Consider the following 25,318-nt stretch of genomic DNA (forward strand, 5'->3'; position numbering starts at 1 on the left):
GCGGCGTTTTTGCATCCGGTTTCTGCCGACGGAATGTCGTCCAAGTATCTTCTGATGCCATTTTCTATTTATTGCCAACCAGCCTGACTGCGTAGGCAAAACAGAAAGTTTGCCTATGCAGCACGGGATTCGTTTAACAATTGGGGAAACGAATCCTATTTCAATAGTGGTATGACTGCATAAAAACCGCAATTTTATGCAATTGGTAATGTAAAACTGTCTGGCTAAATTTTGTACCCAGGTGTATCAAGCGTGATTAAGTGTAGGATTATTACCGATTTATACGGGGTAAAACAGCTTGTACGACCAGTTGGTATTGCAAATATTTATTAAATATTTCAAAAGTTAAGCAAAATGTAAAAGAGTCTTTATAAAACTCTATCTATGCTTACTATTTACCTGAGTGATAATCTGCACTACACTAAATAGATAGGTAAAATGGTAATACCAATTTTGAGCGCAATGTGAGTTTGTTTACAAAATCATCGATTACGCGCTTACAAGGATTATTGGCGGAGCGCTGACTGGATGCAACCCGGACGTAGAAAACTTGCTGATGTGATCACGGAACAACTGGAATCAATGATTCTGGACGGATCGTTATTAGCCGGTCAAAAACTACCACCGGAGCGTGAACTTGCCGAGCAATTCCAGGTATCTCGTCCGTCGTTACGCGAGGCTATTGGTAATCTTCAGGCTCGTGGCCTGGTTGAACGCAAACAAGGTGGTGGCACGTTTGTCAGCCGTCAGCTGAATGCGGCAATGACCGACCCGTTGATGGCACTAATTAGCGGACGTCCTGAAACTCAGTTCGACTTGCTTGAATTCAGACACGCACTGGAAGGAATGGCAGCTTATTACGCAGCACTTCGAGGACAACCAGAAGATTACGCGGCGTTGCGCGAGGCGCTTGATAACATGCCAATGCCCGGCCGCAGTGAATGTAAGCGGGAGCAGGCGGAATGCCTTGGACGCTTTTACGTCATTATGGCAAGAGCGTCACATAACATGGTGTTATTACACGTAATGAGCACCATGCAAACCATGTTGGTAGAAAACATTGAGCGCAACCTCGAAATGCTGGCTTTACATGCCAGTGAAGAGGCCGGGCAGGACATAGCCCGCCAGCGTAAAGAAATAGTTGAAGCAATTGCCAGCCGCGATCCAGAAGCGGCAAGGCAAGCCTGTAATGCTCACCTCGCTTATATCGAGAGAACGTTGCTGGCAATTAATCAACGCGACAGCCGCGTACAGCGGGCGTTGCGAAGACTGGAAATTTGACCTGACCTTCGGGCCGGGTATTAGTGGTAAAGCGGGTATGCAACGGGCAGTCTGTGTTGCATATCAATAAAAATGTTAGGTATTCATCCATTCGTCGGCCTTCGCCGGGTACGCGTGGATGTTTTTCTATATCAGTAACTATAGGACGGCACCATGACTGAAATGATGCACCAAGATGTTGACCCTCAGGAAACCCAGGAATGGCTGGACTCGTTAGAGTCAGTACTGGAAGAAGAAGGGGTTGAACGCGCGCACTTTTTATTAGAATCATTAATTGAAAAGGCGCGACGCAACGGCGCTCACTTACCCTATGACGCGACGACCGCGTACATCAACACCATCCCGCCTGGGCAAGAGCCAACAATGCCGGGTGACCAGACGATTGAAGGTAGCATCCGCAACGCATTGCGTTGGAATGCCTTGATGATGGTATTACGTGCATCGAAAAAAGATTTGGAACTGGGTGGTCACATCTCAAGTTTTGCCTCTTCTGCCATGCTTTACGATGTGGGCTTTAACCACTTCTTTAAAGCGCCAAACGACAAAGACGGCGGCGACTTTATTATGTACCAGGGTCACGTAGCGCCGGGTATCTATTCACGTGCATACATCGAAGGTCGTTTAACTGAAGAGCAGTTAGACGGTTTCCGTCAGGAAGTGGACGGCAAAGGCCTGTCTTCTTATCCGCACCCTAAATTAATGCCAGAGTTCTGGCAGTTCCCTACGGTATCAATGGGTCTTGGCCCAATGCAGGCGATTTATCAGGCGCGTTTCCTGAAGTACCTGACTAACCGTGGCTTAAAAGATTGTTCTGATCAGCGCGTATGGTGCTTCCTGGGTGACGGTGAAATTGATGAGCCGGAAAGCTTGGGGGCAATCGGCCTGGCGTCTCGCGAAGGTCTGGACAACCTGACTTTCGTTGTTAACTGTAACCTGCAGCGCCTGGACGGTCCGGTACGTGGTAACGGTAAAATCATTCAGGAACTGGAAGGTACATTCCGCGGCGCTGGTTGGGAAGTGATTAAAGTGATCTGGGGCCGCTACTGGGATCCGCTGTTAGCGCGTGATACTACCGGTAAATTGCTGCAGATCATGAACGAAACGGTTGACGGTGAGTACCAGAACTTTAAAGCCAAAGGCGGTGCCTATACCCGTGAACACTTCTTCGGCAAGTACCCGGAAGTGAAAGAAATGGTGTCAAACATGTCAGATGAAGACATCTGGCGCCTGAACCGTGGTGGTCACGATCCGGTTAAGGTTTACGCTGCTTACGACCGTGCTGTAAACACCAAAGGCCGTCCACAGGTTATCCTTGCCAAAACCGTTAAAGGTTACGGTATGGGTGCAGCGGGTGAAGGTAAGAACATTGCTCACCAGGTGAAGAAAATGGACATGGACGCGATTAAACATTATCGCGACCGTTTCAATATTCCTGTGTCAGATGACAAACTGGCTGACCTGCCTTACTACAAGTTCGACGAAGACAGCGTTGAAATGAAGTATCTTCGCGAGCGTCGTGAAGCCCTGAAAGGTTACATGCCGCGTCGTCTGGCTAAGTCTACCGAAGAGCTGCCAGCACCAGCGTTAAAAGCATTTGAAGCGGTAACCAAGGGCTCTGGTGACCGTGAAATCTCCACCACCATGGCATTTGTACGCGTATTGACTGCACTGTTGAAAGACAAGCAAATCGGTAAGCGTATCGTACCTATTATCCCGGATGAAGCCCGTACCTTCGGTATGGAAGGTTTGTTCCGTCAGGTCGGTATCTACTCAAGTCAGGGCCAGAAATACGAGCCGCAGGATTCTGATCAGGTAGCTTACTACCGCGAAGACCAGAAAGGTCAGGTACTACAGGAAGGTATTAACGAGCTGGGCGCTATGGCGTCATGGCTGTCAGCAGGTACGTCTTACAGCACCAATGACCTGCCAATGGTACCGTTTTACATTTACTACTCGATGTTTGGTTTCCAGCGGGTGGGCGATTTAGCCTGGGCAGCTGGTGACAGTCAGACTCGTGGCTTCCTGGTAGGTGGTACGGCTGGTCGTACAACACTAAACGGTGAAGGTTTGCAGCACCAGGATGGCCACAGCCATACTCAGGCAGCGCTTATCCCTAACTGTGTAAGCTATGACCCGACATACGGCTACGAAGTGGCAGTGATTGTTCAGGACGGTCTGCGCAGAATGCTCGAAGAGCAGGAAGACGTGTTCTATTACCTGACTGTAATGAACGAAAACTACAAGCAGCCTGAAATGCCTAAGGGTGTTGAAGAAGGCATCATCAAAGGTATCTACAAGCTGGAAACCCTTGGTCGTGCTAACAGCAAGAAGAAAGTTAAACTGCTGGGTTCAGGTACTATCCTGGAGCAGGTACGTGCAGCAGCAATTAAACTGCATGACGACTACGGCGTAGCGGTAGAGGTTTATTCCGTGCCGTCGTTCAACGAACTGGCTCGTGACGGTCAGACATGTGACCGCTTTAACATGCTGCATCCAGAAGCAGACGCCAAAGTACCTTACATCACTGAAGTACTGAGCGAAGGTTTTGACGGTCCGACCATCACAGCGACGGATTACATCAAGAACTATGGTGAGCAGGTACGTGCTTATGTACCAGGTACTTACCGTGTACTGGGTACCGATGGTTTTGGTCGTTCAGACAGCCGCGCGAACTTGCGTCGCCACTTTGAGGTTGATGCAGAGTATGTAACGTTTGCAGCTTTGTATGAGCTGTTTAAACAGGGCGAACTGGATGGCAAGACACTGAATAAAGCTATGCAGGATCTGGGCATTGACCCGGAAAAAACCAACCCACTGTACGCATAAGTTCAGGGAGACTAGAAACGATGTCAGACATTAAAGACGTATTCGTACCGGATTTAGGTGAAGATGAAGTTGAAGTCATTGAGCTTTGCGTGTCGCCTGGCGACAGCGTTGAAGCCGAAGACGCGCTGGTAACGGTAGAGAGCGACAAGGCCAGTATGGATGTACCTGCACCTTTCGCCGGTACAGTAAAAGAGCTGTGCGTAAACGTTGGTGACAAGATCAAGCAAAGTGACTTGTTGGCGAAACTGGAAGTCGCAGGTGCTGGTGCAGCCCCCGCAGCCAGCGAGCCTGAAGCACCGGCAGCACCTGCTGCCGCTGAACCTGCTGCTCCGGCAGCTGCAGCGGAACCCGCTCCAGCGCCTGCTGCCAGTGGTGCTTCACAGACTATTGAAGTGACTGTACCGGATATCGGCGACGCTGCAGACGTAGACGTCATCGAAATTCTGGTCAGTGTTGGCGATGAGGTTCAGGCCGAAGACGGTTTGATTACCCTTGAAACCGACAAAGCCACTATGGATGTGCCATGCCCGCAAGCGGGAAAAGTGGTAGAGCTGAAAGTGAAAGAAGGTGATAAAGTCAGTGAAGGTTCACTGGTACTGTTACTGGAAGTAGGTGGTGCTGCTGAAGCATCAGCTCCTGCAGCAGAAGCCGCTCCGGCACCTGCCGCCGCGCCAGCTGCAGAAGCGTCAGCACCGGCCGCTGATGAAGAAATTGAAGTTACCGTACCGGATATTGGTGACGCCAGCGACGTTGATGTTATCGAAGTACTGGTTAGCGAAGGCGATACGGTTGCCATTGAAGATGGCCTCATCACGCTGGAAACCGACAAAGCCACTATGGACGTGCCGTCGCCTAAAGCGGGTGTAGTAACCAAATTGTTGGTGAATACCGGCGATAAAGTATCAAAGGGTTCTAAAGTGTGTATCCTGAAAGTGCAAGGCGCAGCCAAGCCGGCAGCACCTGCACCTCAGCCAGCAGCAAGTGCACCTGCACCGGCAGCGAAAGCACCAGAACCAGGTAAGCCTAAGCCGCCACCTGTGCCGCATCATCCGTCTGCAGGCAACAAGCCTAAAACGGGTAAGGTACACGCTTCGCCTTCAGTTCGCCGTTTAGCGCGCGAATTTGGCGTAGACCTGGCAGAAGTATCTGGCTCCGGACCGAAAAACCGTATTCTGAAAGAAGACATTCAGTCTTATGTGAAGTACGAGCTGTCACGTCCGAAAGCGACGCCAGGTGCAGTTGCCTCTGGTAACGGTGGTTTACAAGTACTGGCTCAGCCTAAGGTCGATTTCTCGAAGTTTGGTGAAATTGAAGAGAAGCCGCTGACCCGTATCCAGAAGATTTCTGGTCCGAACTTGCATCGCAACTGGGTAACTATCCCACACGTAACGCAATTCGAAGAAGCCGATATCACTGACCTGGAAGCGTTCCGCAAAGAGCAGAACGCCATCGCTGAAAAGCGTAAGCTGGGCGTTAAGATTACCCCGCTGGTGTTTATGATGAAAGCGGCGGCTGACGCACTGCGTGCTTATCCAATCTTCAATACATCACTGGGTGAATCAGGTGAAACCCTGATCCAGAAGAAGTACATTCACATTGGTATTGCCGTGGACACTCCCGGAGGTCTGGTAGTGCCGGTAGTGCGTGATGTTGACAAAAAAGGCATTTACGAGCTGTCTGAAGAATTGATGGAAATCAGTAAAAAAGCCCGTGACGGCAAGCTGAAAGCGGCTGACATGCAGGGCAGCTGTTTCACTATCTCTAGCCTTGGTGGCATTGGCGGTACTGGCTTCACGCCAATCGTTAATGCGCCTGATGTCGCTATACTGGGTGTGTCTAAGTCAGACATTAAGCCTAAGTGGAATGGCAAAGAGTTTGAACCACGTTTAACAGTACCGTTGTCATTGTCTTACGACCATCGTGTTATTGACGGCGCGGTCGCAGCAAGGTTTGCTGTACACCTGAAAAACGTACTGGAAGATTTACGCCAGTTAATTTTGTAAATCACTGTTGCATCCCGCTTTTAACCGCGGGATGCACATTTAAAGAATTCGCGGCTTTGGCTTTACCAACTGGCAACAGCTAGTTAGAATTCACCCTACAAACGCTATACAACGCAAGACGAACAGGACAGATTTGAGGTCACGATGAGCGAAATTAAAACGCAGTTAGTGGTACTAGGCGCCGGACCAGGCGGCTACTCAGCAGCTTTCCGTGCTGCTGATTTGGGCATCGAAACGATTTTGGTTGATGCAAGAGAAACCCTTGGTGGTGTGTGCTTAAACGTGGGATGTATCCCATCAAAAGCATTACTGCACGTTGCTAAGGTAATGAAAGAAGCTAAGCACCTGGCGAGCCACGGCGTAACATTTGGCGAGCCTCAAATCGATCTGGATAAAATCCGCGCGTACAAAGACGGCGTTGTAGGTCAGCTGACTAAAGGTCTGGCTGGCATGTCTAAAATGCGTAAAGTGAAGCACGTTCAGGGTCTGGGCAAGTTCACCGGTGCAAATACCCTGGAAGTAGAAGGTAAAGACGGTAAAACGACCATTACTTTCGACCAAGCCATTATTGCAGCGGGTTCAGAGCCTGTATCTTTGCCATTTATTCCTCAGGACGAGCGTGTGATCGACTCAACCGGCGCACTGGAAATGAAAGACATTCCAGAAAAAATGCTGGTATTGGGCGGTGGTATCATCGGTCTGGAAATGGGTACAGTGTACGAAGCGCTGGGCTCAAAAATTGACGTTGTTGAATTCCTGGATCAACTGATCCCAGCGGCCGACAAAGACATCATCAAGGTGTTCATGAAGTCGTACAAAGAGAAGTTCAACATCATGCTGGAAACGAAGGTTACAGGCGTAGAAGCGAAAGACGATGGTCTTTACGTAACCTTCGAAGGCAAAAATGCACCTGCAGAGCCAGTGCGTTACGACAAAGTACTGGTTGCAGTAGGTCGTCGCCCGAACGGTAAACTAATCGATGCTGAGAAAGCCGGTGTAGCCGTTGACGAGCGTGGCTTCATTAACGTCGACAAGCAAATGAAAACTAACGTAGCAAACATTTATGCTATCGGTGACATCGTTGGTCAGCCAATGCTGGCGCACAAAGCGGTTCACGAAGGCCACGTTGCTGCAGAAAACATTGCGGGCAAGAAGCACTTCTTCGATCCGCGTTGCATTCCTTCAGTTGCTTACACTGAGCCAGAAGTGGCTTGGGTTGGTTTAACTGAGAAAGAAGCGAAAGAGCAGGGCGTAAGCTACGAAACTGCAGTATTCCCTTGGGCGGCGTCTGGTCGTGCTATCGCGTCTGACGCGACTGACGGTATGACTAAGATGATCTTCGATAAAGACACTGGTCGTGTTATCGGTGGTGCCATGGTGGGTACGAACGCAGGTGAGATGTTAGGTGAGATTGGCCTGGCTATCGAAATGGGCGCAGATGCAGAAGATGTGGCACTGACTATTCACGCTCACCCAACGCTGAACGAATCCATTGGTTTGGCGTCAGAAATCTTCGAAGGCAGCATTACTGACTTGCCTAACCCAAAAGCGAAGAAAAAGTAATACGCTAATTACGCATTGAAGAAACCCCGGCTTGCCGGGGTTTTTTATTGCTTGCGAGTCGGCTTTTGCTTCGTCTCGCATATTATTACTTGCACTTTTTGTTTTTTCAGATAAATATACGTAACTAGTTACGTATATTTATCTGGGGGAAGTCATGGATATTTTGCAGCAAGCTGGCGCCAGTGCCTTAGGGAGTCGATTTCGTCGATTGGCTGAACGATTGTCCCTACAGGCCGCAGAAGTCTACAAACACTACGAATTACAAGTGGAACCCGCATGGTTTCCGGTGTTATATGCACTAAATCAGCACGGTGCGGCGAGTATTACCGAGCTGGCAGGCATGACAGGTCAATCTCATCCATTTATAAGTAAAAGCGTGAAGCAAATGCAGGCTGCCGGTTTGCTAAAAAGTGTCCCTTCAAAAGCGGATAAACGGGTAAATACGCTCACTCTTAGTGATCAAGGAAAAGACTTAATGCCAGTGCTGGACAGGCAGGTTAATGACATTGGGCAGGCGTTGTCTGTTTGGTTAAATGACGTGTCACCTGACTTCCTAAAAGCACTGGAAAAACTCGAGAACGGGCTGAACAACACCAGCTTAATCGACCTTGTGACACAGCGTGGCAGGTTGCCGGAGGGGTATCGTGTGGTTCCTTTCCGGCAGGGAGACGAAAACGCCTTTTACACACTAAATAAAATCTGGATCGAACGCCACTTTGAAATGGAGGACTCAGACCGAGCCGCCTTGCTGGACCCCCAAAACTACATAGTGAATAAAGGTGGTCATATTTTGCTGATGTTAGCACCCGACGGCTCGGTATGCGGTACGGTTGCCCTTATTTCCATGCCCAAGCATACCTTTGAGCTGGCAAAAATGTCAGTCAGTGATGCCCACCAAGGCCGGGGACTTGGCTTTGAACTCGGTCTGGCAGCCATTAGCCTGGCAAAACGACTAAAAGCCAAACGTCTGTTTTTGGAAAGCAACCGCAAATTAACTCCTGCTATTCATCTTTATGAAAAGCTCGGTTTTACCGAAGTGACTGACAGCACACCGTCGCCATACAGTCGCTGCGATATACAAATGCAATTGGATCTGCACTAAGCTGCCTCTTTATGGTCAGAATCAGGTAGTAGGATTTGCGTAATACCAAAATAAAAGGAATGAACAGATGAATAAAGGTGCAGCGACCATTTTGGCGGTGGGCTTAGTTATTGGGTTGGCAGCATTGGGGAGCTTAACAGGTAATGCTCTGCTGGAGGCAAAGCAATGGGAGCGTTCCATTGTTGTTAAGGGACTGTCCGAGCAGGAATATATGGCTGATCAGGTCATCTGGCCAGTACAATTTGTAGAAGCCGGGAATGACTTGACCGCCTTGTACGCATCTACTGCGCAAAATAGTGAGCTGGTTAAACAGTTTCTGGTTCAGCAAGGAATCGACGAGGAAGCCATCAGTATTGGCTTGCCCGAAATTACCGACAAGCTTGCACAGCGCTACGGTGGTAATGAAGGCATTAAGTTTCGCTATAGTGCCACACAAACGGTTACGGTATTTACTCATGAGGTACTCAAAGTTCGCGAAGCTATGAAGCACATGTCGGCATTGCTGGCAAAAGGCGTCGCCTTGAGCACCGAAAGCTACCAGGCGCGCACGGAGTTTATGTTTACCCGGTTAAACGATGTTAAGCCGGCCATGATTGAAGAAGCGACGGTCAATGCCCGTGAAGTGGCCGAAAAATTTGCTCAGGATTCCAACAGCACGCTGGGAAAAATCAAGCGTGCTAATCAAGGGCAGTTTTCCATTTTTGATCGAGACAGCCAGCATCCACATATTAAAAAAGTGCGGGTGGTGTCGACCATTGAATATACCTTGGTCGATTAGTCGGTACCGCGAGTATAGGAACGATAACCAAAGCCATGCTAAGCTGTTTATAGTTAATAGCTTATGTATGCGATTATGGCGGACTCCCAACAACCGGCCCAACTCGAATTTTTTGCGCTTCAAAGCCCGTGTATAGGCATTTGCCAAAGCGGGCCCAAAGGCTATTGCAAAGGCTGCTTTCGTTCGCGGGAAGAGCGTTTGTACTGGTTGCAAATTGACGATGCAACACGGCGGGTTATTCTGGACGCCTGTCAGCGCAGAAAGCGCTATGCGCAGCGTAAAAAGTCCACTGGCAGTGATGCTGCCAGCAATGCACTAACGCAACAAGGGAGTTTATTCCCGGATGAAGATTAGTTGCTTGTAGTGAGTGGTAAGCGTCAGTATTTTCGATAATTTTCGCGTTAAAAATCACGGTAAACTTCAAATTCGCTGATATACTAATTTGAAAAGTGAGAGGTTTTAGCATTAATGAATCAATACATAGAATACGCGACCAATTCGTTTACGTTGCCTGATATTTGTTTGAGGCTGCGCAATGTGCTGGACGATCCTCGTTCTGATATGGATGATATTGCCGCGTTGATCAGTGTTGATCCTTCCCTTACTGCAAAAATCCTTCGATTGGCAAACAGTGCGTTGTTTCGGTTTCCATCACAGGTTGACTCTATAACCAAAGCGGTTAGCGTGATTGGTGGGGAAGCGCTGTACAATTTAGTGCTGGCCGAAACCGCGAATATTGCATTTAAACACTTCGACAACGAGTGCTTGATTTTGGATGAACACTGGCGACAGTCGGTTTTCACCGGCATGGTGGCTAAATACCTCGGCAAAGAATTGAATGTGCGCGGCAGTGACCGGTTCTTTGTTATGGGGATCCTGCAAAACCTCAGTGAGTTGGTTGTTGCCAAAAAAGATCCGAAGAAATACCAGGCTTATATGCAGGATGAACAGCCAGGTTTGCCGTGGGAACGTCAACAATCCCACTTCGGATTTTGCTTTAGTGAATGTAGCGGTGAGATCATGGAATTATGGCGTTTACCCATGCCGCTGTATTATCCGGTGAAGTTTGCCCACAATAGAGTGAAATTGGCTAGCGACTTAGACGTGTCTTTGTTAACCTGTTCCATACGGCTTACAACAGCATGTTATCAGCGCGATAAATACGCAGATTTGGATATCATTACGCCTGATATGACCCGCTTATTGCCGATTGACGAAGAAGTGCTACAAAACGCCAAACTTTATGCACAAAAGGAAACCAATAAAGTGGCAGTGTCTGTGATGTAGCACCAACAGGCATAAAACAATAAACAAAACGCTTTCTAATGGTACACCGAATAATTGTCAGTGCATTAGTTTCACTGGTATTGAGCAGCTTTAGCGCGAACGCTGCCGATAAAGACCTGATCAGAACACTCTATCACGCCGATTTTGTAGAATACGACGATGAGCCCAAAGACCGCTTCACACTGGATGGCGAGTTAGGCGTTATTTTTGCGTCGGGTAATACCAATGCATCCTCGATAAAAAGTAGCCTCAAATCTGAGCACGAGACCAATGTTTTTGCCAATCAGTATTGGGTAGAGTTCCTTTACAAGCAATCAGAAGTCGATGGCGAAGAAGGCAGGGTAAAAAAAACGACTGCTCAGCGCCTGTATACCTATGTACAGTCTGACTATAAGCTTAAAGTCGAAAACCAGCGATTGTTTGTGTATGGCGACTACGAAGACGATCGCTTCAATGGTTATGATTACCGCTCGTCTATTGCTGGTGGTTGGTCACAATTGGTCTGGCGTAACGAAATCAGCGATTTTCGATTTTCTGTTGGACCGGGTTACAGTCTGGCTAAACTTGAATCTGGGGAGAAGGCCGAGAATATTCACGGTTTTATTGTCAGGGCATCTGCCGAATACCACTATATCTGGCCGACCGGCGCGAAGCTCAGACAGTTTGTGAGTACCGAAGCCGGAGAAGACAATATCAAATCCAGAACAGAAACCTCGTTGTCGGCAAACCTGTTTGAGTCACTGGCACTAAAGCTGTCTTTTATTATGCAGCACAACAGCAATCCCACCGATAGCAATACGGCGTTGAATACAGAAACCTCAGTTGCTGTGGTATATAGATTTTTCTGAATATTATCAAATTGATTAATTGATTTTGCGTTAGTTTGCTTTAACATAGCGCGTTCTAGGCCTGTTTTCAGTCTGGCCTGCCAGGAATTGAGTCAATTTAGGAAATCCCATGAAAAAACTATTACTTGCCGCTGCTATTGCGGGTGTTGCTACATCTGCAGTTGCTCAGGATGAAACCAAGCCTTTTACAATGGACGGCGAGTTCGGCCTCATTGTGACTACGGGTAACACCGAAACATCTTCAATGACTGCCGGTATTACTGCGCAGCAGGAATTCGAAAACTGGTCAAACGATTACGCGTTGGAAGGTTTATATAAAAAAGAAACCGTTCCGGTAGATGGCGTAGAAGTAGAACGTACCTCTGCACAAAAGTTTTTCGCCTCTGCTCAGGGTAACTACAAGTTAGAAAATCCTGATCACCGTTTGTTCGTGTTTTCTTCATATGAAGATGACCGTCTGAGCAACTTCGACTACCAGGCGACAATCGCTGGCGGTTGGTCACAAAAAGTATGGAAAACAGATAAATCTGCGTTTGAATACAGCATTGGTCCGGGTTACTCGTTCTCTGAAACTCAAACCGGCGAAGACACCAGTAGCTTCATTGTTCGTGGTTCACTGGCTTACAAATGGTTTATCTCTGACACGGCTAAATTCACTCAAACCGTGAGTACGGAAGTGGGTTCTGAGAACACAAAATCACGTGCAGAGTCTGCTTTGACGGCCACTATCAGTGGTTCATTGTCGATGAAGGTGTCACTGCGCCTTGACCACAACAGCGACGTTAACCCGGGTGTTGAAAACCTGGATACTGAAACGGCTGTTACCCTGGTTTACAACTTCTTCTAAGAAGAACGACTCAGAGCGAAATATACGCTCGTTGCGAACAGATAAAAAAATCCCCGCTGCGGCAACGCAGCGGGGATTTTTTACAGGCGCTTTACAGCGCCTGTTATTCAGAGAATGACGCCTTAGTGCAGAACGCGGGTCTTGATGGTGCCGCTGATAGCTGTCAGCTCAGCCAATGCGTCGTCGGCTTTGTCTGCTTCCACGTCAATAACCACGTAACCAATATCGGCACTGGTTTGCAGGTACTGGGCTTCGATGTTGATGCCTTTTTCTGCAAACGCCTGGTTGATTTGGGTTAACACACCCGGGCGGTTTTCGTGAACGTGTAACAGGCGAGAACGGCCAACGTGCTCTGGCAGAGATACTTCCGGGAAGTTAACCGCAGACAGGGTAGAGCCGTTGTCACTGTACTTAGCCAGTTTACCCGCAACTTCAATACCGATATTTTGCTGCGCTTCCTGTGTGCTGCCGCCAACGTGTGGAGTCAGGATCACATTGTCGAATTCACGCAGCGGTGACACGAATTCTTCGTTGTTTGACTTAGGCTCTACCGGGAATACGTCAATCGCCGCACCACCTAAGTGACCAGAAGCCATTGCCGCAGCCAATGCATCGATATCAACAACAGTACCGCGAGAAGCGTTAATGAAGATAGCGCCAGGCTTCATAGCGGCAAACTGTGCTTTGCCAATCATGTTCTTGGTTTGTGGCGTTTCCGGAACGTGAAGTGACACCACGTCAGACATCGCCAGTAGCTCGTCCATGGTCTTGATTTGTTCTGAATTACCCAACACCAGCTTGTCTTCGATGTCGTAGAAACGGACTTTCATGCCCAGGTGCTCAGCCAGAATCGACAACTGTGTACCAATGTGGCCATAGCCGATAATTCCCAGTGTTTTACCACGCGCTTCGTAAGAGCCTACAGCAGACTTGTCCCAACCGCCGCGGTGTGCCAGCGCGTTCTTTTCTGGTACGCGACGTAACAACAGAATTAACTGGCCTAATACCAGCTCAGCTACTGAACGCGTGTTCGAGAAAGGCGCGTTAAATACCGGGATACCGCGTGCTTTAGTGGCAGACAAATCCACCTGGTTGGTACCAATACAGAAACAGCCAATCGCAACCAGTTTACTGGCAGCCTCAACCACTTTTTCGCTGATGTGCGTGCGCGAGCGAATACCGATAAAGTGAACATCTTTGATTTTCTCAATCAGTTCGTCTTCAGGCAAAGACGTTTTCAGGTATTCAATATTGGTGTAACCATTTGCCTCAAGGGTTTCAACGGCACTTTTGTGCACGCCTTCCAGCAAAAGGATACGGATCTTGTCTTTAGAAAGTGAATATTTGCTCATTACATCGCTTCTCAGTCAGGGGTTAAGAGACATCTGGACGTCTATATGGTTAAAATAACACAAACTGTTCCAGCGGTGAAAGCGGTTTGTATAGTTCAGTTTGGAATAATATGCATTTATTTAACTTATAGGCCGGCAATTGACTGCCGGCCCCGGCTAAATAGTGAATGCTTAACGCGTTACCACACCCTCGTTGGTGGCAACTAACACAACGTCTGCGCCACGCAGGGCAAAAATCCCGTTTGTGACCACACCCGCAATATTGTTAATGGTCTTTTCCATTTCTCTTGGGTTCACAATAGATAGGTTGTGCACATCCAGGATCACGTTGCCGTTGTCGGTTACCACACCTTCACGGTAAACCGGATCGCCGCCCAGTTTCACCAGTTCGCGAGCCACGTAAGAGCGGGCCATGGGGATCACTTCAACCGGCAGCGGGAAGTCGCCCAATACACCGACTTCTTTGCTGTCATCGACAATACACACGAATGTTTTGGCTACCGCAGACACAATTTTTTCCTGTGTCAGCGCTGCACCACCGCCTTTGATCATATGCTTGTGCTCGGTTACCTCGTCGGCACCGTCTACATAAATCGACAGGCTGTTAACGCTGTTTAAGTCGAACACTTCAATACCCAGTGCTTTTAACCGCTCTGTTGAGGCAACAGAACTGGATACTGCACCGGTAATGGTGTGTTTAATGTCGGCCAGCGCGTCGATAAAATGATTGACTGTTGAGCCTGTTCCCACGCCAATGATGGTGTCTGGTTCAACGTATTTTAGGGCTGCACGGCCTACGGCCTGCTTCTTCGCATTTTGATCCATAGTGGTTCCCGCCTGAAAATGAGGCGTTATTTTAGCGAAACTGCAGGATCATTAAACAACTATTGTGATTTTTTTATAGTTCGATGCATTGTGTGGGGGTAATGATCACGTCCAGCGGAATATCCCAGGGCTCAATGGGCAGGACCGGCACCTGCTGGCAGTCATGGGCAACGCCAATAAGCAGAGGTCTGGGTGTGCCATCGCGCAGCTGCTGCAATGGTGCGAGTGTGCGGTCGTAAAAGCCGCCACCCATGCCAAGTCGATTACCCTTTGCATCAAAGCCCACTAACGGCATAAGTAAGCAGTCATGTGCGGTTAATTCAATGATCGCAGTGCTATCAAGCGCGGGCTCTTCAATATTAAACCGGTTGCGGGTCATTGCCGTGTCGTGGGTAAAGTGTTGAAACAGCAAATGCTTACCAGTAAACGGGTGGATAACCGGCAGTGAAGTAAGGATGCCTCGTTGATGGCACCACGACAGCGTGGGCAACAGACTAATTTCGCCGTCACTGGCCAGGTAGCCGGCGAGTTGCTTTGTATGGGATGGCAGATATTCGCTTAATTGCTGCTGTAACGCCTGTGCCGCCAGTTGCTGTGCATCAGCTGAAAGTGCGCGACGTGCTTGCCGCAGTGACTTGCGCAGTGATTGTCTGCTGGTTACCGATGGCTCTGACATAGTGAAACAGGGCGATAAGTGAGTGCGCTGTGAGAATGTACTCACAGCGCGTATTGATTACAGGGCGTAGGTATCAACGAACAGCTGGAACAAACGCTCGTGGTCGACGCCTGTGGCTGCTTGAACGGTTTTGGCTTCCGTCCACAGCGGGCTGGCTGTAGTGCCAAACGGGGCGACAATGGTTTGTCCGCGGTTCAGGTCGTCGGTTGAAACGCGAATGTTACCCTGGGTAAATTCGAACAAATCCGGTTGTACCAGGTGCGCCAGAGGGAAGGCGTCATGGAAATAACAAACTTTTTCGTCGCGACCCTGAGAATAAAACTCAATGTAAAATTGTGCTGCTTTTTGCACAAAACCGCCCATGGTGGGGTTTTTATCGGCCAGCACGTCCACAAATTTCGGGTCGGTGGGTGCGAACAGGGTTACGTCCAAACCAAACATTTTTACTTCCCAGTCTGCTGAGAATACGATGTCTGCCGCGTGTGCGTCGTTCCAGATGTTTGCTTCTGCAACCGGGGTCACGTTACCCGGTACAAAGGCGGCACCGCCCATAATACTCAAGCCTTTAACCAGCTTAGGCAGATTTGGCTCAAGACGCAGTGCTAACGCGATGTTGCCTAGCGGGCCAATGGCGACCAGCGTAATTTCACCCGGGTGCTTGCGCGCCATCTCTACAATAAATTCGGCTGAACTGCGCGGATCGACGTCGCGGGTTGAAGGCGGAAAACCAATGTTACCAAAACCATCATCGCCGTGAACAAAGTGGGCATAACCCGATTCAGGTCCCACCCATGGCATGCCAACGCCTTCCGTTACCGGAATGTCCTGGCGCCCGGCTACGTCGCATAACGTAAGTGCATTGCGGGCTGCCATGCTAACCGGAATATTGCCGTAAACGGTCGTTAGCCCCAGTACTTCAATATCAGGAGACTGGAAAGCAAAAAAGATAGCCATTGCATCATCGATGCCCGGATCTGTGTCGATAATTATTTTGTGGGTCATGAATAGGGGTTCCTAAATTCTGTTTTCGTTAGCTGCCGTGCTTCGCCAAAAAGCGGTCCACTTCTTCTCGTTTTGGGATGGACTGTGCTGCGCCTTCGCGTGTAACGGAGATTGCAGATGCTGCACAAGCGCGCTTTAACGCCTGTTTGGCATCAGCGTGTTTGCTGTACGCTGCCAGGAAATAACCAATAAAGGTGTCGCCAGCTGCGGTGGTATCTACTGCATCTACCACAAAGGCGTCGACCTGCAGGGTGTCGTGCTTTCTCAGCATCATGACACCGGCTTTGCCCAGCGTAATAATAACTTCAGCGTGTGACCAGTGAGTTTTGAAATGCGTAACGATGTCGTCGAGTGATTGTTGACCCGACAGCGCGGCGGCTTCAACTTCGTTAACGATTAGCAGGTCGATACACTCAAAAGGCAAGGATTTCACCGACTCGCTCATTGGCGCCGGGTTGAAGGCGACTTTCAGGTGCTTGTCGTGTGCCTGACGCAAGGTTTCTTCCAGGCAACTGGTTTCATTTTGCGTGAGTACCCAGTCGGCGCTCTTGGTTTTGTCCAATGCGCGCATGACGTCTTTATCGTTGATTTCCTGATTGGCACCGCCGAAAAGCACAATGGCATTTTCACCCGATGGCGTAACCTGAATAATGGCGTGGCCCGATGGTGTCTCGGTGCATTGCAGGTACTGACAGTCAATTTCGTGCTTGATCAGCGTTTGTTTGAAGCTGACATCGGCCTGATTAATTTTACCTACGTGGCGGACTTCAGCGCCTGCGGCCGCGAGCGCTATAGATTGATTCGCGCCTTTGCCACCTAACAGTTGCTGGTAGCCTTTTGAGGCGAGTGTTTCACCGGGCGCTACGAAGTGGTCTACCTGATAAACATGATCAATATTTATCGAACCAAAGTTTATTATTGCCATTATTGTATCCGTCGATAAATGGCGCTTCCCAGAGTGCCGCTGTCTATTATTCGCCCGTGAACCGAAAAGTTCAGGGCGGAAGCATCTCTACAACCGTAGGCTTCTCGATACGCGCCGAGCCTGCACAATAGCTGTATGTCAACTTCCTTGGTTTAAAGCATCGGCCAGGGACATGAATAGACTGGCAAACACCCCAGGAAACATTGTTGTATGCGTCGTGAAAGGGCGCATAGTGTACGCCCTCTTCGTTGGGTTGCAAGTGAATCCTTGCAAGAGTGCTGAAAATGGCACTCAGCGCCTGATCATAGTGTAAACAACGCACAACTGCCAGCCCCTAAAAGTAAAAAACCTGACCAAATGGTTAGGAAATGCCTTGGCTGACTTGTACACCACGCAATTTTGGCAATAATTCGGTGGTTTTGGTAGTATCTTGTGAAAATTATCAGGACATTCTTTGCGTGAATAAAACAGCAGATTTCGATTCGGTCACTCAGTGTTTGACCAATCACGACATGGTAGTAGACGGTGCCGAGATCCACGGCATGATGTGTGGCATGTTGTGCGGCGGTATGTCATTAAGTGAGCAGCAATGGCTTGAGGTGTTGCAGGACACCATGAATCAGGGCCAGACACTGGATAAGCCGGTGGCAGAATGCTTACAGAATTTATTTAATCAAACCTGTCAGCAACTCGTTGATGGTCAGTTTGGTCTAGTGCTACTGCTGCCCGACGATAGCAGCCCGATTAACGATCGTGGACTGGCGTTGATCAACTGGGTACAAGGATTTATGGCGGGGTTTGGGTTGTACCAGCAAAAACTCAGCAATTGCTCCGACGACGTGCGTGAAGTATTGGAAGACTTTTCCGATATCGCCCGCATGGAAGAGCCCATGAACGATGACGAAGAGTCTGAACAGGCGCTGTTTGAAGTTATCGAATACGTGAAAATTTCGTCTTTGCTTTGCTTTAACGAGTTGGGGCAGTCGTTACTGGACGATCAGCAAGATACCCCGTCGGTGCACTAGGGCGCTCAGCACATGATTACCCTCAAGCAATACCGGCAGCGCCAGACCCGTCTGTTGGCAAAACTCCTTGAAAACAGCGTGTGTGTTATTCCCGGGGCTGATTTGCAGACCCGCAGCAGAGACACCGAATTTGGTTTTCGGCAACACAGCGACTTCTGGTACTTAACCGGATTTAACGAGCCTCAGGCCTGGTTGTTGTTGTCTAACCACAGCCGGTTTGACGGCGACTATCGGGCGCTGGTGTGCCTGCCGAAAGATCCCACCATGGAGATTTGGCATGGTCGTCGACTGGGGCCGGAGCAGGCTGTCTGCGAATTGGGATATGACGAAGCGTATGACACTGAATCGCTGGCTGACGTGTTAACAGAGTGGTTAGCCGAGCACGACAACCTGTATTTTCCTCAGGGCGAATATCCTCAGGCAGATGACGCGATATTTGATGCGTTATCAACGCTTCGCAACACCCCTAAACAAAATAAAGCACCAGCAACACTGGTAGATTGCAGGCCGTTAATACACGAGATGCGGTTGCTGAAATCCAGTGATGAGATTGCCGTCATGCGCACCGCCGCGGATATTTCAGCACGCGCTCATTGCCGGGCCATGACGTTTGCTCACCCGGGGTGTTTCGAATATCAGCTTGAAGCTGAAATTCATCACGAGTTCGCGATGGCCGGTGCGCGGTACCCTGCGTATGGCACCATCGTAGGCGGTGGAGAAAATGCCTGTATTTTGCATTACACCGAGAATCAGGATGCCATTGCAGACGGAAGATTGATCCTGATCGATGCCGGAGCAGAATATAACGGGTATGCTGCGGATATTACCCGAACGTTTCCGGTAAATGGTCGATTCAGTAAAGCTCAGGCAGCACTCTATCAACTGGTTCTGGATGCTCAGGAGCTAGCCATTGACCAGTTGGTGCCTGGCGCAACCTTACCCGGCGTTACTGAAAATGTGGTGAGAGTACTCACAACCGGGTTGTGCGAATTGGGGTTACTCAAAGAATCAGTTGAAGACGCGCTGGAAAATAAAAGCTGGCGACGGTTCTTTATGCACGGACTCGGGCATTACCTCGGGTTAGATGTGCATGATGTCGGAGAGTATACCCAACAGGGAAGCCCGCGGCCGCTCGAACCAGGTATGGTCATTACGGTTGAACCGGGATTGTATGTCCCTAATGAGCCTGACATAGCAGAATCGTTTCGCGGCACCGGCATACGCATTGAAGATAACCTGGTGATCACCGCAACCGGTAACGAGGTGCTCACCAACGGTGTACCGAAAACCATTCAAGACATTGAAGCCCTGATGGAGCAATAACAACCGGTGGATACAACAGACATCCTTATTGTTGGTGGTGGTGCAGTTGGCTGCACACTGGCAACCGGACTTCTTCAGTCGACGGACCTGACCGTAACGCTGGTTGACGCCAACGCGTTACAGCAGGACAGCTTGTCTACACCCGGATTTGATGCCCGTGTGATCGCGTTAGCCAAACGTACTGTTGACGCGTTATTTGACATGGGCGTGAATCTCAATACCCCTATGTGTCCGTCTACACCCATTGAGCATATTGTGGTGTCAGACAAGGGCTTTCTGGGCAAAACGCATTTACATGCCCATGAACATCAGTTGGACAGTTTCGGACGGGTAGTCAGTATCCAGGCGTTGGGCACGCAACTGTTGCCCAAACCACAACCGCGGTTTCATTTAATCGACAACGTCACGGTTACCGATGCTACGCAAATGAATAAGTCTGTGGCAGTAACCCTGAGTAACGGTGAGCAAATCAGTACAAAATTGCTGGTGCTGGCCGACGGAGGGCGAAGCCCGGTATCCGCTAACCTGGGATTCAGCCGCACGCAGCGGGACTACGGGCAAACAGCCATTATTACCAATATCCAGATGAGTCAGCCGCACAATAACTGGGCGCATGAACGGTTCACCGAGCACGGTCCGTTGGCGTTGCTGCCGTTTGCAACCGGCGCGGCCGGAGACGACTCAGGTTCCGGCTTTTCTGTGGTATGGACGTTACCTCATTATGACGCACAGCAGGCCTGTGAGTGGGAAGAGGGAGAGTTTGCAACGCAGTTACAGCAAGCCATTGGATTTCGACACGGGCACATTGTGAAAGTGGGTGAGCGTTATGCTTATCCGTTGTCGTTACAACAAACCGATGACTGCGTGCGCCACCGCACTGTGGTGGTAGGCAATGGCGCGCAGGCACTGCACCCTATTGCCGGGCAAGGTTTTAATCTGGGCCTGCGCGACGTAATGGACCTGGTGAGCGCATTGAAATCGCAGCCGGATCCCGGCGCCTTTGCGGTACTAAATGGCTACCGGCAACAACGTCAGGCAGACAAAGCCGCCACTATTGGATTAACCGACGGTCTGGTGACCGTGTTTTCAAATCATTTCTGGCCCATGGTCGTTGGTCGTAATCTGGGATTACTGGCCATGGAATATTGTGTCGCAATGGCCGGGCAATTCGTGCGACAAACGACGGGATTCGGACCCGCCACGCGCCCGTTTCAGAATTAGAGCAGGATTAAACGTATGTATCAGGCAGATATTGCAATTGTAGGCGCTGGCATGGTGGGACTGGCGTTAGCCAGAGCGCTTAAAGATGCGCCGGTTTCTGTTGTGGTCATAGATACGTCACCGATTCATAAGCCGCTGTCAGATGAACCGGAACTGCGGGTGTCAGCCATCAATGCGGCCAATCAGCAGGCATTGAGCGAACTTGCGGTTTGGCAGGCGCTGCCGGAAAACCGACTAAGCCCGTACACGCACATGCAAGTGTGGGATCATGACAGCTTTGGCCGCATTGCCTTTAATTGCGATGACTTAGGCGCTCCAAGCCTTGGCCATATTGTTGAAAATCAGGCTTTAGTGAATGCGTTGTCTGAGGTGGTGAAAACACAGCAAAACGTGACTCTGCTGCCGTCAGTTCGCATCGACAAAGTACTGGCCGGGAAGTCCGAAACCATGTTAATGCTGAATAACGATGACGTGGTGTCTTGTCGCTTGGTGGTTGGCGCAGATGGCGCGAATTCAGCCATTCGTCAGCATGGGAATTTCCCGCTTACATTTAAGGATTACGGCCACACCGCCATTGTGGCGACGGTGCGCACTGAATTACCCCATGAAAAAGTCGCGAGACAGGTATTCACGCCAAGTGGACCGTTGGCACTGTTGCCGTTACGAGACCCGAATCTGTGCTCAATTGTGTGGTCGCAAACCAGTGAAACAGCACAGTCATTGCTAGCGCAGGACAATGCGGAGTTTGCCAAAGGGCTGCAGATTGCCATGAATGGCGAGGTAGGGCATATCACAGTGGAAAGTGCACGAATGCACTTCCCGTTAACCATGCGCTACGCCCGTCAATGGCTTAGCGACGGGCTGGTGATTATTGGTGACGCAGCGCACACCATTCACCCCTTGGCCGGACAGGGCGCGAACCTGGGACTACAGGATGCCTTTGCCCTGGCAGACAGTATTCAGCAGTTAGTATGTGATGAAAAGCCCTTCTATTTAGCGCGTCATTTGCGGCCGTTCGAGCGCGCCCGCAAAGCGGAAGCGGTAAAAATGATTGCCGCGATGGAAGGCTTCAAGCAGCTATTTGGTGGCGACAACCCATTGAAAAAACTGATCCGCGGCGTGGGTATGCGCACAGCAGATGCCATTCCAGGTATTAAACAAAAATTCATTACTCAGGCCATGGGCTGGTAAGGTATTTCATAAGACCAGTGCCATTGCGCAGGCGAAAGTAACGGCTTAGAGTAGTTTGGTCTGTTTGACCAAGGTACTGACAAGAATGAAAAAGCTAGCCTGTTTGTTCGGTGCACTGCTGCTTACAACCTGCAGTGCGCTTGCCACGCCCGCCAGAACGGCGGCATTGGACACACCCTACAACACCCTTCTGCCGCTCAGAGAAAGGGCGGCGCTTTATGACGATATATTGTCGAAACGGGTAAAACAGTTACTGCCCGACCTCATGCAGCGCACCAAGATCGATATGTGGATTTTGATCAGCCGTGAATACAATGAAGATCCGGTGATCAAAACCTTGCTGCCGGCGACCTGGCTGGAAACCGCCAGGCGCACTACCATGCTGGTGATCACCCGCGAGAGTGACAACAGTATAGGTACCTATGCAATCGCACCGTACAAAGTCGGAGATTTATTCGAGCGCGCCTGGGACAAAAAAGCCCAACCCGACCAATGGCAGGCATTAAGCGCATTTGTTGCTAAACACGACCCAAAGCAGATTGCTATTAATCAGTCGGCTATTTGGGCGCATGCCGATGGTATTACCCTCACTGAGCACCGCAAACTCATGGACTCGCTGTCAGAGAAATACCAAAAACGCGTTGTGTCTTCAGAGCCCTTAGCCGTTGGCTGGCTGGAAACGCGCATGCCTGAAGAAGTTGAATTAATGAAATCCATGGTGGCAGTGGCTCACGCTATCATTGCCGAAGGTTTTTCTGAGAAGGTGGTTACACCGGGCGTAACCACAACGGATGACCTTGTATGGTGGTTCCGTGAGAAGGTGGCGTCGCTCAAGCTGGATACCTGGTTTCATCCGTCGGTGTCTATTCAGCGCAGCGACGAAAAAGCCTTCAATCACGAAAGCAGCTTTACTGCCGGATATGGCATACAAACGGTTATTCCGGGCGATTTACTGCATGTGGATTTCGGTATTACCTATATGGGTCTGAACACGGATACACAGCAACACGCTTATGTGTTGAGACCTGGCGAACGCAAACCGCCGGCGTATTTAACCGATGCGCTGAATAAAGCGAATCGACTGCAGGATATTTTTACCGGCAATTTTGTGGCAGGCAGAACGGGTAATGAGGTACTGGCCATGAGTTTGTCTGAGGCCAAAGCCGAAGGGCTTCAACCTACAATTTATACCCATCCGTTGGGGTTACACGGACATGCGGCCGGCACTACGCTTGGTATGTGGGACAAACAAGGCGGCGTGCCGGGTGACGGCGATTACCCATTACACATAAACAGTGCTTACAGCATTGAGTTGAACAACGCGGTTGAACTGGAAGCCTGGGGTAAAAGCGTTCGTATCATGCTGGAGGAAGATGCCTTTTTTGATGCCAGCGGCGTTTGGTATTTCAACGGGCGGCAGCGTGCATTGCACGTGATCCCGTCACAATCTACTTTTTCACATCGGTTTTAACATGAATAAAAGAGACTTTATAAAGTTCAGCGGCCTGGCGACAGCCGGATTATTTGCCACAACAGTGTCGGCAAACTCACCAACTTCTGCTAAGTCAGGTTTGGAAAGCCTGACGTCCATGGTGGATGATATCTCTCCCATAAGTCGCGAGGAGCGACTGGCGAGGATCGCCAATGCACAGGCGATTATGGCAAAGCAGGATATCGACGCTATTGTGCTGGAACCCGGCGCGGCCATGGTGTATTTCTCGGGCATTCAATGGTGGCGCAGCGAGCGACTGACAGCCGTCGTGATACCCAGAAAAGGTGACGTGGCCGTAGTGTGTCCGTTCTTTGAAGAGCCCAGTATTCGTGAGTCTTTGCAGGTTGGGGAAGACGTGCGCGTATGGCAGGAGCATGAAAGCCCGTTTGCACAGGTAGTGGCTATTTTAAAAGATCGGGGAATTCGTGCAGGCCGTGTAGGGTTTGAACACAGTGTTCGCTTTTTTGTTAGCCAAGGCATTACAGAAGCAAATTCCAAGCTGGTTGCAGTCAGCGCTGAGCCCGTTACGCGCGGTTGCCGCATGTATAAAACAAATCACGAACTTGCATTAATGCATCGGGCCAATGCGATTACTTTAAAAGCCTATGCATTTGTGTATAGCCAACTGCAGGAAGGCATGTCACAGGGCGAGGTGAAGAGCCTGATGAACAGGGCTATGTCAGCCTTGGGCGGCGAACGCCCCTGGAGCCTGGCACTGTTTAACGAAGCGAGTGCTTATCCACATGGTACCAAACAGTCGCAGGTAATAAGTAATGGCTCGGTGGTGCTGATGGACTGTGGTTGTGCGGTACAAGGTTATCAGGCCGACATTAGCCGTACCTTTGTGTTTGGCAAACCAAATGCGAAGCAACAAAAGGTGTGGAACATGGTGCGCGAAGGGCAACGCGTAGCCTTGGCCGCCGCGAAGGTCGGTGCACCGGCAGGCAGTGTGGACGACGCAGTGCGTGCCTATTACCTTACCGAAGGATACGGCCCTGATTATGCTTTACCGGGGTTGTCGCATCGCACCGGACACGGTATTGGTATGGAAGGGCATGAAAGTGTGAATTTCGTTCGCGGCGAGAGCACGCCACTAAACGCAGGTATGTGTTTTTCTAATGAGCCGGGTATTTATATTCCGGGAGAGTTTGGCGTCAGGTTGGAAGACTGCCTGTATATGACCCACAATGGCCCAGTGTATTTTACTGAGCCGCCGTCTTCACTGGAAGATCCGTTGGGCAAGTTGGTCCCGCTTCAGTCGGTATAAGCGCCACCTTTTCTTAACCGGGGCGACAGCCGGGTATTCATAATCGAATACCCGGTGTGTGTCACGATGCCTATGGCGTTGGCAGCTTCAGTGGCTCAATTGGCGCAGGCATGGGTTTTGGGCTGTAAGGAAAGCCTGGCAGGCTGATCAAACCGCCCTGAACCTGGTGTAATGCCTCGGTATTCAACTCTTTCAATGTTGTTTGTTTCATTTTTTGCTCCGATAAAGTTAGTCAATGGCTGCCCTTGCAACATTGGATTCGGGCAGTGTGTTCACTCTATCGAAGTTACTTTGCTGAGAAAGCTGGCCGTCAGGCGTAAAAACAGCCAGTTCTTTTGCACGCTGTATCAGGTTTCTGCTTATTGCTGTGCCCGCAGACGGTGAATAATAAAATTGCCCAACGTCTCGCTGACAATCGGGTGCTGATCTGACAATTGAAACAAACAAATATTAATGGTGCCCAGCTTAGGTAAGTTCCGATGAT

General features: G+C 49.8%; 22 protein-coding genes and 1 other RNA gene. 16 read left to right on the plus strand and 7 right to left on the minus strand.

Going from position 1 to position 25,318, the window contains the following annotated elements:
• Positions 1-528 precede the first annotated feature (528 nt).
• The 10 genes from AC4MRN_RS03755 (at position 529) to AC4MRN_RS03800 (ending at position 12,535) form a co-directional block, all read left to right on the plus strand.
• Positions 529-1,281 carry a GntR family transcriptional regulator gene (locus AC4MRN_RS03755; RefSeq protein WP_073319737.1) on the plus strand — a complete coding sequence of 251 codons (753 nt, stop codon included), beginning with the start codon at positions 529-531 and terminating at the stop codon, positions 1,279-1,281.
• Positions 1,282-1,434: 153 nt separating this feature from the next.
• Entirely contained in the window at positions 1,435-4,107 is a 2,673-nt protein-coding gene (gene aceE, locus AC4MRN_RS03760) for a pyruvate dehydrogenase (acetyl-transferring), homodimeric type (RefSeq protein ID WP_073319734.1), read from the plus strand.
• Between the two features lie 20 nt (positions 4,108-4,127).
• Positions 4,128-6,110, plus strand: a complete 1,983-nt coding sequence (gene aceF / locus AC4MRN_RS03765) for a pyruvate dehydrogenase complex dihydrolipoyllysine-residue acetyltransferase (RefSeq protein WP_155015630.1) — start codon at positions 4,128-4,130, stop codon at positions 6,108-6,110.
• Between the two features lie 144 nt (positions 6,111-6,254).
• A complete protein-coding gene (gene lpdA, locus AC4MRN_RS03770) occupies positions 6,255-7,673 on the plus strand; it encodes a dihydrolipoyl dehydrogenase (RefSeq protein ID WP_073319729.1) in 1,419 nt (472 codons plus the stop codon).
• 154 nt (positions 7,674-7,827) lie between these two features.
• Positions 7,828-8,775, plus strand: a complete 948-nt coding sequence (locus AC4MRN_RS03775) for a bifunctional helix-turn-helix transcriptional regulator/GNAT family N-acetyltransferase (protein WP_491202546.1) — start codon at positions 7,828-7,830, stop codon at positions 8,773-8,775.
• Between the two features lie 67 nt (positions 8,776-8,842).
• Positions 8,843-9,553, plus strand: a complete 711-nt coding sequence (locus AC4MRN_RS03780) for an SIMPL domain-containing protein (RefSeq protein WP_370243038.1) — start codon at positions 8,843-8,845, stop codon at positions 9,551-9,553.
• A gap of 75 nt (positions 9,554-9,628) precedes the next feature.
• Positions 9,629-9,907, plus strand: a complete 279-nt coding sequence (locus tag AC4MRN_RS03785) for a DUF1289 domain-containing protein (RefSeq protein ID WP_073320984.1) — start codon at positions 9,629-9,631, stop codon at positions 9,905-9,907.
• Positions 9,908-10,021: 114 nt separating this feature from the next.
• Positions 10,022-10,840 (plus strand): HDOD domain-containing protein, encoded by an 819-nt coding sequence (locus AC4MRN_RS03790; protein WP_491202547.1) that lies wholly within the window; start codon positions 10,022-10,024, stop codon positions 10,838-10,840.
• Between the two features lie 38 nt (positions 10,841-10,878).
• Entirely contained in the window at positions 10,879-11,688 is an 810-nt protein-coding gene (locus AC4MRN_RS03795; RefSeq protein ID WP_491202548.1) for a DUF481 domain-containing protein, read from the plus strand.
• A gap of 109 nt (positions 11,689-11,797) precedes the next feature.
• Positions 11,798-12,535 (plus strand): DUF481 domain-containing protein, encoded by a 738-nt coding sequence (locus AC4MRN_RS03800; RefSeq protein ID WP_073319716.1) that lies wholly within the window; start codon positions 11,798-11,800, stop codon positions 12,533-12,535.
• A 122-nt stretch (positions 12,536-12,657) separates the two neighbouring features.
• Here the strand turns inward: AC4MRN_RS03800 and serA are convergent, their stop codons facing one another.
• The 6 genes from serA to ssrS form a co-directional block, all read right to left on the minus strand.
• The gene (gene serA, locus AC4MRN_RS03805) at positions 12,658-13,887 is read right to left on the minus strand and encodes a phosphoglycerate dehydrogenase (protein WP_073319713.1); all 1,230 of its coding nucleotides are present in this window, start codon (positions 13,885-13,887) and stop codon (positions 12,658-12,660) included.
• A gap of 171 nt (positions 13,888-14,058) precedes the next feature.
• Entirely contained in the window at positions 14,059-14,712 is a 654-nt protein-coding gene (rpiA, locus tag AC4MRN_RS03810; protein ID WP_073319710.1) for a ribose-5-phosphate isomerase RpiA, read from the minus strand.
• Between the two features lie 73 nt (positions 14,713-14,785).
• A complete protein-coding gene (locus AC4MRN_RS03815) occupies positions 14,786-15,433 on the minus strand; it encodes a 5-formyltetrahydrofolate cyclo-ligase (protein WP_491202549.1) in 648 nt (215 codons plus the stop codon).
• 12 nt (positions 15,434-15,445) lie between these two features.
• Positions 15,446-16,390: a nucleoside hydrolase gene (locus AC4MRN_RS03820; RefSeq protein WP_073319704.1), complete on the minus strand. Its 945-nt coding sequence runs from the start codon at positions 16,388-16,390 to the stop codon at positions 15,446-15,448.
• A 28-nt stretch (positions 16,391-16,418) separates the two neighbouring features.
• Positions 16,419-17,315 (minus strand): ribokinase, encoded by an 897-nt coding sequence (locus AC4MRN_RS03825; RefSeq protein WP_073319701.1) that lies wholly within the window; start codon positions 17,313-17,315, stop codon positions 16,419-16,421.
• 21 nt (positions 17,316-17,336) lie between these two features.
• Positions 17,337-17,518, minus strand: a non-coding RNA gene (ssrS, locus tag AC4MRN_RS03830) — 6S RNA.
• 255 nt (positions 17,519-17,773) lie between these two features.
• On the opposite strand from ssrS, the gene AC4MRN_RS03835 reads away from it, so the two are divergent.
• The 6 genes from AC4MRN_RS03835 to AC4MRN_RS03860 all read left to right on the plus strand — a co-directional run bounded on the left by AC4MRN_RS03835 (position 17,774) and on the right by AC4MRN_RS03860 (position 24,834).
• Positions 17,774-18,340 carry a UPF0149 family protein gene (locus AC4MRN_RS03835; protein WP_073320981.1) on the plus strand — a complete coding sequence of 189 codons (567 nt, stop codon included), beginning with the start codon at positions 17,774-17,776 and terminating at the stop codon, positions 18,338-18,340.
• Between the two features lie 12 nt (positions 18,341-18,352).
• Positions 18,353-19,663: a Xaa-Pro aminopeptidase gene (gene pepP, locus AC4MRN_RS03840; protein WP_491202550.1), complete on the plus strand. Its 1,311-nt coding sequence runs from the start codon at positions 18,353-18,355 to the stop codon at positions 19,661-19,663.
• Positions 19,664-19,669: 6 nt separating this feature from the next.
• Positions 19,670-20,884, plus strand: coding sequence for a 2-octaprenyl-6-methoxyphenyl hydroxylase (gene ubiH / locus AC4MRN_RS03845; RefSeq protein ID WP_491202551.1), 1,215 nt, complete (start codon positions 19,670-19,672; stop codon positions 20,882-20,884).
• A 15-nt stretch (positions 20,885-20,899) separates the two neighbouring features.
• Positions 20,900-22,075: an FAD-dependent monooxygenase gene (locus tag AC4MRN_RS03850; protein ID WP_491202552.1), complete on the plus strand. Its 1,176-nt coding sequence runs from the start codon at positions 20,900-20,902 to the stop codon at positions 22,073-22,075.
• 85 nt (positions 22,076-22,160) lie between these two features.
• Positions 22,161-23,546 carry a M24 family metallopeptidase gene (locus AC4MRN_RS03855; protein WP_491202553.1) on the plus strand — a complete coding sequence of 462 codons (1,386 nt, stop codon included), beginning with the start codon at positions 22,161-22,163 and terminating at the stop codon, positions 23,544-23,546.
• Position 23,547: 1 nt separating this feature from the next.
• Positions 23,548-24,834, plus strand: coding sequence for a M24 family metallopeptidase (locus AC4MRN_RS03860; RefSeq protein ID WP_491202554.1), 1,287 nt, complete (start codon positions 23,548-23,550; stop codon positions 24,832-24,834).
• A 70-nt stretch (positions 24,835-24,904) separates the two neighbouring features.
• On the opposite strand, the gene AC4MRN_RS03865 is transcribed toward AC4MRN_RS03860, so the two are convergent.
• Positions 24,905-25,045 (minus strand): hypothetical protein, encoded by a 141-nt coding sequence (locus AC4MRN_RS03865; protein WP_155523176.1) that lies wholly within the window; start codon positions 25,043-25,045, stop codon positions 24,905-24,907.
• Positions 25,046-25,318: the final 273 nt, after the last annotated feature.

This window comes from Marisediminitalea sp., assembly GCF_984433645.1.